The 13,885-nt window shown below is 61.7% G+C and carries 9 protein-coding genes; 6 read left to right on the top strand and 3 right to left on the bottom strand.

Annotated features, from left to right (window positions below):
- Positions 1–56: 56 nt before the first annotated feature.
- The 3 genes from QD228_RS12785 to QD228_RS12775 all read right to left on the bottom strand — a co-directional run bounded on the left by QD228_RS12785 (position 57) and on the right by QD228_RS12775 (position 6,900).
- Positions 57–1,982: a TonB-dependent siderophore receptor gene (locus QD228_RS12785; RefSeq protein ID WP_279875806.1), complete on the bottom strand. Its 1,926-nt coding sequence runs from the start codon at positions 1,980–1,982 to the stop codon at positions 57–59.
- Positions 1,983–2,478: 496 nt separating this feature from the next.
- The gene (locus QD228_RS12780; RefSeq protein WP_279875765.1) at positions 2,479–4,236 is read right to left on the bottom strand and encodes a multidrug ABC transporter permease/ATP-binding protein; all 1,758 of its coding nucleotides are present in this window, start codon (positions 4,234–4,236) and stop codon (positions 2,479–2,481) included.
- Positions 4,237–4,482: 246 nt separating this feature from the next.
- The gene (locus tag QD228_RS12775) at positions 4,483–6,900 is read right to left on the bottom strand and encodes a DNA polymerase II (protein ID WP_279875764.1); all 2,418 of its coding nucleotides are present in this window, start codon (positions 6,898–6,900) and stop codon (positions 4,483–4,485) included.
- A gap of 289 nt (positions 6,901–7,189) precedes the next feature.
- On the opposite strand from QD228_RS12775, the gene QD228_RS12770 reads away from it, so the two are divergent.
- From QD228_RS12770 to copD, 6 genes are all read left to right on the top strand, one after another.
- Complete coding sequence (locus tag QD228_RS12770; protein WP_279875763.1) at positions 7,190–8,581, top strand: diguanylate cyclase; 1,392 nt, start codon at positions 7,190–7,192, stop codon at positions 8,579–8,581.
- A gap of 205 nt (positions 8,582–8,786) precedes the next feature.
- Complete coding sequence (locus tag QD228_RS12765; protein WP_279875762.1) at positions 8,787–9,878, top strand: GlxA family transcriptional regulator; 1,092 nt, start codon at positions 8,787–8,789, stop codon at positions 9,876–9,878.
- 127 nt (positions 9,879–10,005) lie between these two features.
- Entirely contained in the window at positions 10,006–11,229 is a 1,224-nt protein-coding gene (locus tag QD228_RS12760) for a TauD/TfdA family dioxygenase (RefSeq protein WP_279875761.1), read from the top strand.
- A 298-nt stretch (positions 11,230–11,527) separates the two neighbouring features.
- The gene (locus QD228_RS12755; protein ID WP_279875760.1) at positions 11,528–12,334 is read left to right on the top strand and encodes a sulfite exporter TauE/SafE family protein; all 807 of its coding nucleotides are present in this window, start codon (positions 11,528–11,530) and stop codon (positions 12,332–12,334) included.
- 167 nt (positions 12,335–12,501) lie between these two features.
- A complete protein-coding gene (gene copC, locus QD228_RS12750) occupies positions 12,502–12,867 on the top strand; it encodes a copper homeostasis periplasmic binding protein CopC (RefSeq protein ID WP_136937901.1) in 366 nt (121 codons plus the stop codon).
- Positions 12,801–13,748, top strand: coding sequence for a copper homeostasis membrane protein CopD (gene copD, locus QD228_RS12745; RefSeq protein WP_279875759.1), 948 nt, complete (start codon positions 12,801–12,803; stop codon positions 13,746–13,748). Before copC ends, copD begins: the two co-directional genes overlap by 67 nt.
- Positions 13,749–13,885: the final 137 nt, after the last annotated feature.

Raw genomic sequence — 13,885 nt, 5'->3', positions numbered from 1 at the left:
GCGGATGCCTGCGGGGCGTTGTCGTTCAAAAGGACATGATACAAAGGCGCAAGGAATCAGAAGCGATAGCTCAGACTGCCAATGATGCTGCGGGATTCCCCGTAGTAGCACCAGTAGCTGCAGCTGGCGACATATTCCTTGTCGGTGAGGTTGCTGACATTGACCTGAGCGCTCAGCTCGCGGGTGAAGTCATACCCGACCATCGCATCGAACAGCAGATAGTCTGACACGGTGGTGTCGCCATCCACCGATTCTCCGACATAGCGCGCACCCGCCCCCAGACGCAGCCCCTCCAGGGCACCACGCTCGAAGGCGTAATCCAGCCAGCTGGAAGCCTGGTGGCGCGGTATCAGCGGGGCACGCACATCGTCTTCCAGGCGTGCATCGGTATAGGTATACGCCGAGGTCAGCTTGAGATGGTCCGTCAGATAACCGACCATTTCCAGCTCGAAGCCACGCGACTGACGCTCGCCCTCCTGCACCTGGATTCCGCCGGTCGTGACCAGCGTATTGTCTTCGGTGAGGTCAAAGACAGCCGCCGTCACGTAGCCATCCCAGCCGGCGGGCTGATACTTGGCGCCCAGTTCCCACTGGCGTCCTTCGCGAGGCTCATAGAGCGAACCGCGATCATCGGTCGCGCTGATCGGCTCGAAGGATTCGGTATAGCTCAGATAGGGGTTGAGGCCGAAGTCACTCAGGTACATCACCCCGCCCGACCAGCTGATCTCGTCATCATCGGAGCGCTCACGTGACCCCGTCGTCTGATTGACGTTCTCGGTCTCGGCCTGGTCGTAGCGCACGCCCGCCAGCAGCACCCACTTGTCATCGATGCGCAGCTGATCCTGCACGTAGAGGCCGATCTGCTCCTTGTCGATATCACGCCGCGTGATCTGGTCATCGCTCAAGGCGGTGTAATTGCCGTATTGCGGGTCAAACAGATCGATCGGATCGCCGAAGGCATAGTCATCCGCTTCCTTGCCCGACAGGCTCAGATTCTGATAATCCACGCCCAGCAGCAAGGTGTTCTCGGTGCGCTCGCCATACCACTTGCCGATGGCCCGATTGTCGACGGTATAGCTGTCGATGGTGCCCTCGCGGTACAGCAGCCCCCGCTGTCCCTCGCGCGCCGAGGACTGATAGAGGATGTAACTGCTGATCAGGTCGAGATCCAGCTGGCTATAGCGGAAATCCTGCTCCAGCGCCCAGGTGTCGTTCAGCTGGTGGCGCAGCTCATACCCCAGGGAGGTCTGGGTACGCTCATCCTTGTCATACCCCGGTTCGCTGTAGTTGGTCTGCGGGTCCACCTTGCCGAATGGCGTATCATCATGGGTGCCATAGGCCAGCTTGAAGGCATTGGTAGGGACGCCATCATCCTTCTGGAGGCTGGCGAGCAGCGTCAGCTGGGTTGCCTCCGAGATGTCCCAGGTCAGACTCGGCGCGAAGTAGTAGCGCTCGTTCTCGGTATGATCCAGATCCCCATCACGTTCGCGGTACAGCCCGACCAGACGATAGCGCACATCCCCGTACTCGCTCAGATACCCACTGGTATCAAGCCCCGTCTGGCGCAGACCGCGATTGCCGATCTGCAGCTGCAGTTCCGTCTGCGGCTCATCGGTGGGGCGCTTGCTGATGGCGTTGATCAACCCGCCGGGAGGCGCCTCACCATAGAGGATGGAGGAAGGCCCCTTGAACAGATCGACCCGCTCCAGCCCCCAGGTCTCCGGCAACCACTGATAGAAACCTTCACGGTAGATGCGCAGGCCATCCTGATAGGTGGATTGATCAAAGCCACGCACCTTGAACCAGTCGGTATTGTTGTCGGACCCATAATGGCCAGACAGGACGCCGGCACGGTAGCGGAAGGTTTCATCGAGCTGCTGGACGTTGCGCGTGTCGAGCTCTTCGCGATTGACCGTCGAGACCGGACGCGGCGTCTCCACCAGTGGCGCATCGACTTTCAGGGCCGTGCCGACCACGACCATGGTGTCATCGGTCTCGGCGGCCAGCACGCTGGCCGACTGTGACAGGAGCCCTGCCGCGATACAGAGCCGTATGGTATGCGACAGAGGGGCGAGGGCCGGCCGGACAGGTGTCTGCCGTGATGTTGGATGTCTGGACATATCGTGTTCCCTTGCAACGATCGTTGTGTGGTCAATCTCCCCTTCCGTCTCGTGGCGTCTCTCACTGGCACGCTCATGGCGAATACGGAATGGAATCAGGATGATTCGTATTCATCTAATGTGAATCGTGGTGACACACCGTTCTGCATGCACCAGCATGCAATCCCGAGAATGGCGCGTCTGACCGACTGCAACACCCCGAGGGGCGATTCACGCTGCAGCCGGGCATCATCCCTGATACATCACATGAGACCGCCTCCGGGGCTCACGTCCTGCCACTGCCTGTCTGGTGATGTCGGAGGAAATGAGCGACCGCGGCATCCCGCGGCCGCCTCGCCGCCAGCCCGAACGGGTTGTTTCAGGCTTCATCCAGACGCGCGACGGCATCCTGGCTGATGCGATCACGCTGGGCGCCCGACAACTCCTGCAACGTGCCGGCGCGCATCTCGAACAACCTGTCTGCCTGCGCGAAATAATGATCATCGTGACTGATGGCGAAGACCGTCTTGCCCATCTCGCGCAGACGCGGCAACAGATCGCGATAGAAGATACGGCGGAACTGCGGGTCCTGATCTGCCGCCCATTCATCCAACAACACGATGTCGCGACGCTCTGCCACGGCCATCAACAGCGCCAGTCGCTTGCGCTGCCCTTGAGACAGCTCGGTGTTGATCACACGGTTCTCCTCGAGCACCAGCTTCTCGCGCATCTGCAGGTAGTCGATCCACTGCGCGATCAATGCCGGATCTGCCGGATCACCGGTCGGACCCAGCAGGCGATCGAACTGATGGAAATCAGTGAAGACCGCCGAGAACTGCTGACGCCAGGCTTCCCGCTCGTCTTCTCCTATCGGGTGCCCGTCCCGCAGAAGGGAGCCTGATGTCGGCCGATAGAGGCCGGTCAAGAGCTTGGCCAGGGTCGACTTGCCGCTGCCATTGCCACCGATCAGGAAGACCAGCTCTCCGCGCCTGAGGGTAAGATCCAGCGGGCCGACGCAGAAGGCCTGCGCGTCGTTGTGCGCAATGTCCTGTCCCAGGGTCTCGCGGCCGGCGTAGCGGAAACAGACACCCTGCAGACTCAAGGTCTGCCAGTCAGACCCGGCCGACGTGTCTGCGGCTGACGCATGTCCCTGCGGCGGAGCATCTTGAGGAGACGCGAAGTCGGCGTTGACCGGTGCCAATGCCAGCTTGCGCAGTTTGGCAAAGGCCACATCCGCCCCCAGCAAGGTCGGCAATGCCCCCACGGCCTGGATCAAGGGCGTGCGCAGAAACAGCAGCGTCAGGGAAAAGGTCGCGGCGACCTCACCGCTGGCCCAGCCCAGGCCATTGGCCAGATAGAAGACGATGCCGATGGCCCCCAGCATCATGATGTTGGAAAAGTTGACGGCGCTCAGGTGGTAGGTATCCGCGCGCACGACGTGATGGCGATACTCACGGGCATTGACGCTATAGCGGGTGTCGAAATAGTCACGCGCACGGGGTCGATTGAGCGCCAGCTCCTTGCGCCCATCGATGACCGCCTCATAGTCGGCGTACAGGCGACTCTCCGCTTCACGCACCTCGGCCAGGTGGCGATAGACTCGCGTGACCAGCCAGCTGCCCCCCATGATGGTCAAGGTCACCCAGATGGCGGTGACCAGCATCATGCCGGGGGATAGCCAGCCAAGATAGAACACGGCCCCCAGGGTCAGCACGATGCCCTGCACCAGTTCCGGCAGGCGCACGAACGCCAGGGTGATGTTGCGGATGTCACTCGACAGACTCGCCAGCAGGTTGGCGCTGCCCAGCTGCTCGAGCCGCTCGATATCGGTATCGAGGATCTGCTTGACCAGACGCCCGCGCAGTCCGTGCACGAAATGATGCCCCAGCGTCGTCAACGCCAGCTGTGCCCCGAGGGTGATCGCCAGCAACAGCAGAATCAGTCCGAGAAACTCCGGAAGCACCCCGACATGGGCCGCAAGCCCCTCGTCCAGGGGGACGGTGGCAGAATGCGCGATGAGTCGCTGGTTGATATAGGCAATGACACCGATTCCCAGCCCTGCACTGACAAGGCTCAGAAAGATCACACCAAGAAAGGACCAGCGATAATGGGCAAGAACCACTTTCAGTAACGTCACACCTGCTCCCGGGCACCATGGCAATCAGACCGCCACCAGAAGGCGGCGACGCAGCTCATGTGACTGCGCCGACAGGAATCTTACGGCGCGCATACTTTAATGCAAGAAATAATGAGAAATATTATCACTACGAAATGACAGCGGTAACTGCCGTCGCGCGATCCCGCTCTCTGCACCTGTCCCCGCGAGGACCTCCCTTCGCTCATGGCGCTCGGCAGTCACGGGCCACTCATGTGGCCGTGAGTCTCACCATAGCGTCATCTGGCGATCCAGCAGACGATCGAAATCATCCTTCACGAACGGAAGAATGCCACCGGCAACGGGCTTGAGCTGACGACTCAGATAATGCTCCACATCGATGGGAGAGCGCAGGTATTCGACAGGCTCCGGCCCGGCAGTGGTCATCACGTAGCGAATCCAGCCGCCACGCTGGTAACGCAACGGCAGGCCGCGCCTGCGATTCTCGTCATCCGCCAGACGCGCTGCCCGCACATGCGGGGGCACGTTGCGCTGATAGTCATCCAGACGTCGCCGCAGGCGCTTGCGATAGATCAGCGCATCCACGTCAGAGTGGCTGTCAGTCCCTTGAGCATGGCGCTGCAGAGACTCCTGCACGTAGCGCTTGAGATACTCCTGGTAGGGGCTTCCCTCGAAGATGCGGCGATAGAGGCCTTGCTGGAAACGCTTGGCCAGCGGCGTCCAGTCGGAGCGCACGGACTCGAGCCCCTTGAACACCAGCTCGCTCCCACCTTCCTCCCCCGTCTGCCGGAGGCCTGCATAGCGCTTCTTGCTGCCCTCCTCTGCTCCCCGGATGGTGGGCATCAGAAAACGCTGATAATGGGTCTCGAACTGGAGCTCCAGAGCACTGTCGAGCCCCAGACTGTCCTTGAGATGTCGCTGCCACCAGGCGGTGACATGGGCGGCCAGTTCACGGCCGATCTCACCGGCCTCCTCCTCCGTGTGCGCCTCGCCAAGCCAGACGAAGGTGGAGTCGGTGTCACCGTAGATCACGGTGTAGCCGCGTGCTTCGATCAACGCCACCGTCTGCTGGATGATCTGATGGCCACGCCGTGTGATCGAGGAGGCCAGACGCGGGTCGAAGAATCGGCAACCGCGTGAGCCCAGCACGCCATAGAAGGCGTTCATGATGATCTTGAGCGCTTGCGTCAGCGGCACATCGCCTGCCGCCCGGGCGGCGTCCCGCGCCTGCCATATCTCCGCGACGATGGCGGGCAGACAATGCTTGTCACGCGAGAACCGCGCACCGAGAAACCCCGGGACGCTTTGGCCCAACGACACATCCTCCGACTCACGCAACCCTTCGATGAGCCCCAGCGGATCGATCAGGAAGGTCCGGATGATGGAGGGATACAGGCTCTTGAAATCCAGCACCAGCACCGAGTCGTAGAGTCCGGGCTGGGAGTCCATCACGAAGCCGCCGGGACTGTCCTCCCCCACCACATCTCCCAGATTGGGCGCGACCTTGCCGAGTCGATGCAGGCGCGGCAGATAAAGGTGGGTGAAGGCCGCCACCGAGCCACCGCTGCGGTCGGCTTCAAGTCCGGTGACACTGGCCCGCGCCAGCAGAAATTCCATCAGCCGCGTCTGCTCGAAGATACGCGTGACCAGCTCGCAATCCTTGAGGTTGTAGCGCGCCAGCGACGGCTTGTCCTCGGCGAACATGCGCAGGATCTCGTCCAGACGGGAATAGGGATCATCGATGGCCTTGCCTTCCTGCAACAGCTCACGCGAGACATTCTCGAGGCTGAACGACTCGAAATGCCAGAAGGCCGACTTGAGCGCCTCGATGCCGTCCACCACCCACCGGCCGGGAATCTCGGCGAAATAATGCTCCGCCTGACGCGAATGCGCTCGCCACTGCATCGTGCTGCCATCGCGCCCCAGCCGCAGAGGCAGATTCTCGGCCTCCGAGAGCCGCACCAACATGCGCAGATCGAACTGGATGACATTCCAGCCGATGATGACGTCCGGATCATGGCGTGCCACCCAGTCGATCAGGCACTGCAGCAATTCACGCCGGCTATCCCGATACTCGAGCCCGAAATCGCATCGGGCAGTCGTCTCACCGTTCTCCGGGCCCAGCATGTAGACCTGACGCTGGCCGCAGCCTTCAAGCGCGATGGAATACAGGTTGCCCCGGGCATCGGTCTCGATGTCCAGCGATGCCCAGCGCAGGGGAGGACGGTAGCCGTCAAGCGGCATGAGGCGTGCATTGTGCAGACTGCCATCGGCGTGACGCTCACCACGCGCCGTGACGCCCGCCGTGATGAAACGCTCCATCAGATAGCGATCAGGCGGACGGACATCCGCCTCATAGACGTCGACACCGATCGCTTTCAAACGACGTGCCAGCTGCCCCAACGTGCGGTATTCGCGACAGTAAAGCCCCACCACCGGACGATGATGAAAGTCTTCCAGTACCAACGGGCGCAGCTCGGCCCCGGGCTGGAAGCGGACCAGAGTCTGCGCCAGCACCTGCTGTTCAGCTGGCAGGAAAGCGACCACCTCCTGGGGCTGAGTCTGGACTCGCATCCCGCCATCCTCGGTGCGAATCCAGACGCTGATCACGACACCTTCCGGCGTATCCCGCCAGTGTCGCGTCATCACGAAGCCCTGATGAGCCGTGGTGGGAGTCGCTTTCACGCCGGTGTCCGGCTCGAGGTCATCCTGGCGAGTGGACGGTTGGGGGGAACCTGACGATACGGCCTCTGGCACTGCAATACCCTTACGTTGAATATACGAATGCCGAGCGGGATGAGATCAAGACGCGACTGCATCCCCATACGTTAAGATGAATTCAGTAACGTGCAACAGCCGTCGCGACGCCACTGCTTGATGACGGTAACGTCCGTGCCTTCCCAGCGATGTGAATGACGACTGCGGCAAGGAATGCCCCTCCCAAGATACCGGCACGACTCAAGGAGCATGCGTCATGCAACGCTTTGAGATGATTCAAACCCTGCTGGGCCAGATGCTTGGCCAGATCGACGATATCATCTTGCTTGCGGATGATCAGCGACACATCACCTACATGAACGACAGCGCGGTAAAGGCATTCGGCTATCCGCGTGACGTGCTGATCGGCCAGCAGACACGCATACTGTATGCCTCCAACGATGAATTCGAGCGCCAGGGCACGCGACAATTCCGCACCGATGCCCTGCCCCCCAGGGAGGGGCGGGTCATTCGCTATCGACGTCAGGATGGCAGCTTCTTCTATGGCGAGACACTCGGCGGCCCCATCAAGGACCCGTCCAGCGACAACACCTTCATGTTCGGCCTGATTCGCGATGTCTCTCGTCGCGTGACAGCAGAGCACACCCTGCACCGACTCCACGCCATCACCTCTTCGCGCCAGCTGTCCTTCAATGATCGCATTGATGAACTCCTGAAACTGGGATGTGCCCACTTTGGCCTGCCCATCGGTATCTTCAGCCGCATCACGGATGGTGATTACGTCGTCCAGCGTGCCTGCCATCCGGAAGACCTGCTGGCACCGGGACTGAGTTTCTCCCTCAGCGATACCTACTGTGATCACGTCTACAAGGCCGATAGCGTACAAGCCTTCCACCATGTGGCAAGCAGCGAGATCAGAAACCATCCCTGCTACTCCAACTTCAATCTGGAAGCCTACATCGGCGCGCCGGTGATCGTGGATGGTGAACGCTACGGTACCTTCAACTTCTCGAGCCCCGATCCGGTGAAACCCTTCACTTCGCAGGATATCGAGCTGGTGCGTCTCATCGCACTGTGGGCCGGACATGAAGTCGCGCGTGCCAATGACATCAATGCTCTGAAGGAAGCCCATCAGGCGCTCGAGAAGGTCGCGATCACTGACCCGCTGACCGGCCTTTACAACCGACGTCATGCTCAGAAAGTGCTGGAGGAGAGTATCACCGCGCTGTCGACTTCCCAGGTCGACCAACCATTGTGCGTCGCATTGCTGGACTTCGATCACTTCAAGAAGATCAACGACAACTACGGCCATGACGCCGGTGACCTTGCCTTGCAGCAGCTGGGTGTCCTCGCCGAGGACATTCTGCTTCCCGGGGATACTCTCGCCCGCTGGGGAGGTGAGGAATTTCTGGCCATCCTGCCCAATTCACTGCTCAGCGACTCTGCCACACGCATCAATACGCTGCGTCAGCGCATGAAGGACAGTGTCCTGGAGCACGCTGGACAACGCCTGCCACTGTCATTGAGCATCGGACTTACCTGTCTTGCACCCAGCGAGCGTGCCACGCGCGAGCAGCTCATCGCTCGCGCGGACGAGGCCATGTACGCCGCCAAGGAAGATGGGCGGAACTGCCTCAGGATGGTATGACAGAACGTCTTGCTGTCTGCCTTCACGCCAAACGGGCCCGAGATCACACTCGGGCCTCTTGTTTCCCGCCAACCGCCCCCCCTGATGACCCGCGAGCGATCGAGCGGGGATTGGCTGACGCCTCGCACTCTGCCAGCGAACAGGCTAATGTCATGGGCTTCGCCTCGATGCCAAGCCACCCGACGCCTTCATTGCCAGAGCGTTCATGTCATCACACGACTCCCATGCCTCCTCCCCTGGTTCCCGCAGCGCCGTCGGCCTGGCGGAAGATGGCGTTCTGTCAGCGCAGCCCACCGGCATCGCGCCCCTGACGGCAGCGCTCGCCTCGCCGACTCAGCACGAGCGCCACCAATTGGGCATCTTACTTCTGCCGGGTTTCGCGATGGTCGCGCTGTTCTCGATGATCGAACCGCTGCGCATCGCCAATCGCCTGCGCGGGACACGCCTGTATCAGTGGACACTCGCCAGTCAGGATGGCGCACCGGTCAAGGCCTCCAACGGCATGGTCCTGCCGGTGGACACGGCACGTGACGAGCTCCCCTCGGTGGACAAGCTGGTCGTATGTACCAGCTTTGCCCCGGAAGCCTATCTGGAAGATCGCACTCTCCAATGGCTTGGGCAGCGCTCCCGCAGCGGCTGCCAGCTCGGGGGCGTGGACACCGGCTGCTTCGTGCTGGCACGTGCAGGCCTGCTGACGGGCAAGACGGTCACATTGCACTGGGAGAGCCTGCCGGAATTCACCCAACGCTTCGATGAGGTGGATGCCGTGGAGTCTCTTTATGAAATCAGTGATGACGGTTTCTTCTGCGCCGGAGGCAGCGCCCCGCTGGACATGAGCCTGGAGCTGATCCGCCGCCAGCATGGCCAGACGCTCTATCAGGCGGTACGCGAACAGTTGATTCTCGATCAGGGACGACTGCCCGCCAGCCGGCAGCGCGGCCTCAGTCAACAATCGGCAGACCTGGCAGATCCGCTGCTCAGACGTGCCATCACGCGCATGGAAAACACCCTGGAGGCGCCACTCAGCATCGAGGCACTGGCCGAGGAGCTCGGGCTCTCATGGCGTCAGTTGGAGCGGCGCTTCCAGCAAGGGCTGGGATGCACGCCTCAGGCCTATCAGGGAGAACGTCGCCTGCTGCATGCGCGCAGTCTGCTTCATGACACCCGCCACGGCATCACCGATATCGCCCTGGCCTGCGGATTCACATCGCACTCGAGCTTCACCCGCGCCTTTCGTCGCCGCTTCGGGATCACCCCGACACAGGCACGACGCCAGCCACCGCGTCCCGTCTCATGAGCTGACACGCCACGCGCGCACCAGATGTCGAATTGGGCACAGATGGCGTCGAATTGGGCACAGGAGACACCTGCATGGACTGCCATTCTGTCGGGGAACTGATCACCGACAGAAGGAAGGACTCTCCATGGCGCTCCCGATGACACCCGACTACGACAGCTGGCCGATTGACGAGACTCTCGTGAAGGTCACCCACGAAGCGCGCTATCTCAGCGTGAGCTGGAGCGACGGGCGCGTCAGTCGTTTCCACAGTGTCTGGTTGCGCGAGAACGCCGCGGATGACACCACCATCAATCCAGCGACGCGCGAACGCATACTGGATCTCTCCCAGCTGCCAGCATGGCCGGAGATCGCCAAGGCCAGCATCGATGAGGATGGTGCGCTCAGCGTGCTGTTCACGCCGGAAGACCGCCGCCTGAGCTTCCACCCGGGCTTCCTGCGTGCCAATGATTACGACAACCAGAGTGTCTTGCCGCCAGAACTGCCGCCGCTTGCTCTCTGGCATGGTGAACAGCTGGAACAGCCCCCGACCATCGACGCCGCCCGCCTGGCCAGTGCCGAGCATGGCAGCCAGCAGGAGTCCGAGATCCTCAATCCGGCCCTGCACGAGCTGCTCGGCAAGGGACTGGTGCGTCTGCGTAATCTGCCGGCGGAGTCCGGCGCCCTGGAGAAGGTCGCCGAGCGCATCGGCGCGATCCGCACCACCAACTTCGGTCACCTCTTCAATGTCCGCGCGATCCAGAACCCGGACTCCAACGCCTACACCTCCATCGCGCTGCCACCGCATGTAGACTTGCCGACCCGGGAATACCAGCCGGGCCTGCAGTGTCTGCATTGCATCGAGAACAGCGTGGAGGGCGGCATGGCGGTGATGATGGATGGCTTCGCCATCGCCACGGCACTGAAGGAAGAACACCCAGAGGCCTATGAGACCCTCACCACGGTGCACTGGCGTTACGCCAATACCTCGCGCAATACCGATCACGTCTGGCATTCGCCGATGATCGTGCTGGGCCAGGCGGGAGAGCTGCTGGAAGTGCGGATCGCCGACTTCCTGCGTGGCCCGATGATGGCACCGTTCGAGCAGACCGAAATCGCCTACGACGCCCTGATGACACTGCAGCGCATGCTGCGTGAGCCGCGCTTCGCCCTGCGTTTCACCTACGCGCCGGGTGACCTTGTCATCTTCGACAATCGCCGCCTGCTGCACGCCCGCGATGCCTTCGAAGGCGACAGCGGCAGCCGCTGGCTGCAGGGCTGCTACCTGGAGCGTGACGAGGTGCGCTCTCGCTATCGCATGCTCAAGCGTGCCGAGCGCGCGGAGCGGGTCGAGGCCTCTTCACCGGCCTGATTCATCCTGTCTGGCATGACGCAGAAGACTGAAGCCCCTCAAGCCCATGACGGCCAGAGGGGCTTTTCATTGCTGGCACTTCTTTCCTGACGTTGCATACCCAGTTCATTCGTCAGCGGAGACCTTGCAGACAATGGCACCCTGGATGAGTCCACACATGTCCCAAAGGCAATACTGTGCAGCGCCGCCTGCTCAAGGTAGCCTTGCACGCTTGTCAGGCAGGTCATGCATCATGTCGACTGTCTTGCCTGAGCCCCCATTCCCTCTCTTTATTGGCTATCTGCACAGGATGCCCGCAATGCCCGCCAATTCCGCCGATATTCCCTACCTCGCAAGCCTGCTTGACGGCCTCGCGCAGTATTTCCCGCTCTCGCTGCCCATCGTCATCGCGTTGATCCTGCTGGCTGCTGCCACCTCCGCGCTGTCTGCGGCTGTCGGGGTCGGCGGTGGAACGTTGCTGATCATGATCATGGCGCAGTTGATGCCTGCCGCTGCATTGATTCCGGTGCATGGCATGGTGCAGCTGGGTTCCAACGGCGGGCGCATGGCGATGACCTGGCGCCATATCGACATGCGCCGGCTGCTAGCCTTTCTGCCGGGTGTGGCGCTGGGTGCGCTGGTCGCGGCCTGGGTGTTGATCCGCTTGCCTGAGGGGGTGCTGGAGCTTTCCATCGCGCTGTTCGTGCTGTTCACCTGCTGGGGGCCGCCGCTGCCCAAGCGGGCATTGAGCCGCACAGGCACCTTGATCGCCGGTGCCATCACGACGTTCCTTTCGAGTCTGATCGGGGCCAGCGGCCCACTGGTCGCGAGCTTCATCAAGCAAGGCGGCGGCGAGCGTCACACCAAGGTGGCGACCTTCGCGGCCTGCATGGTCGCGCAGCACCTCACCAAGGCCTTCATCTTCGGCATGGCAGGGTTTCTCTTCCATGAGTGGTTGCCCCTGATCGTGCTGATGATCGGTGCGGGCCTGATCGGTACCCGCCTCGGACTGCGTTTTCTGGATCGTGTCTCCAACCGGCACTTCGATGGCCTGTTCAAATGGGCGCTGTCATTGCTGGCACTCAGGCTTGCCTGGCTGGGTAGCGTCTCTCTGATCAGTCATTGATCCGCCACCAGGCGGAACTCGGGGTGCGACATTATTGCGGGGGACACCAAAGTGCTGGCTGAGGTAACGTGCCCCTTCTGCAAGTGCATACCTCTGGCCAGAGGGTGTGAATCCCCATGGCTGGACCATGCACAAGTCAACGCGACCGAAGTCCAGAGGACATCAAGATGACGCATGCAAGACATTGGCTCACCACACTCGTCGCTGGCAGCCTGCTGTTCAGTGGCCAGGCATTCGCTCACGCCCATGTCAGCAGTGCCAATCCCGCGGACGGCGCCAGAATCGCCTCGCCGACTAGCATCAGCCTCACCTTCAGCGAAGGGCTGGAGTTGCCCTTCAGTGGCCTGGGTCTCAGCAGAGTCGATGGCAACCCCGTCTCCCTGGGGGATGCCACTCTCGACAATGGCGGCAAGACGTTGAACGCTCCGGTCAGCAAGACGCTCGAGGCAGGAAAATATGCCGTCAAATGGCATGTGCTTTCCACCGATGGTCACAAGACCGAAGGCCAGTATCAGTTCACCGTCACGCCGTGATCGGCCCCGATAACGCCCTTGCCGCGAGCCGCTTCGTCCTTGACGGAGCGGTCGTGTTCCTTTGGGGCGTCAGCGGATTCCTGCTGACATCGTCGTCGCGCGAGCTGCGCCTCTGGCTTGAGGAGCGTTGGTCGGGGGCCTTGCGCCTGGCACTGGCATTGGCCGTGATCGCCACTGCCTGCCAACTGCCACTCCAGACAGCCATCATCGGGGCTGGCTGGGGAGATCTCTCCAATGTCTCCCTGGCATGGAGCGTCATGACCCAGACGACCTCGGGGCTTGCCTGGGCAGGCAAGGCAGGCATCCTGTCGATGGCACTGCTGGCGCTGATGGTGATTCCCGCACATCGCCTGGTGGTCCTGGCGCTTGCGAGCATGGCAATGTTGGCAAGCCTTGCGCTCTCCGGTCACGCCGCCATGCACGGTGGCTGGCTGGGAGGTATTCACCGCGCCAATCAATGGCTGCACCTACTCAGTGGTGGCTTCTGGATCGGGGCGTTGTTCCCGGTGGTGTCCACCCTGCGTGCATTGCATGCCGAAACGTTCCGCCAGGCCGCCAGAGCTGCCTTGATACGCTTCTCCCGCATGGGCCACCTCGCGGTCGCTCTGGTGGTCGTGACGGGGGCCCTCAATACCGGGCTGATTCTCGGGACACCCCCGCTGGACTGGTCACACCCTTATCAAGGACTGCTGGCCATCAAGATCGGGCTGGTGCTCAGCATGGTCAGTATCGCCCTCTTCAATCGCTATTGGCTTGTGCCGAAGCTTTCCGGCCAGGGCGGCACCACACGAGCCCTTGAGTGGATGACGCGACTGGAAGTGATGTTGGCGGCGCTGGTACTGGGGCTGGTCGTGACGCTTTCCGCCCTCGATCCCTACTGATGATCGAAGCTTGCGTCTCTGTCCTCTCGACAGCGCCGCCCTTGCTGTCAAGATCCCTGGGCCTTCTTGCCTGCATCATCACCATGACGTGTCTGCATTACTCACCATCAAAAACGCCCCGCTCAGCCAGCAGGCTG

It is taken from the genome of Cobetia sp. 3AK (assembly GCF_029846335.1).
Lineage (GTDB): Bacteria > Pseudomonadota > Gammaproteobacteria > Pseudomonadales > Halomonadaceae > Cobetia > Cobetia marina.
Note: the sequence above shows the minus strand (reverse complement) of the source record. Positions and strands in the feature narration are given on the sequence as shown.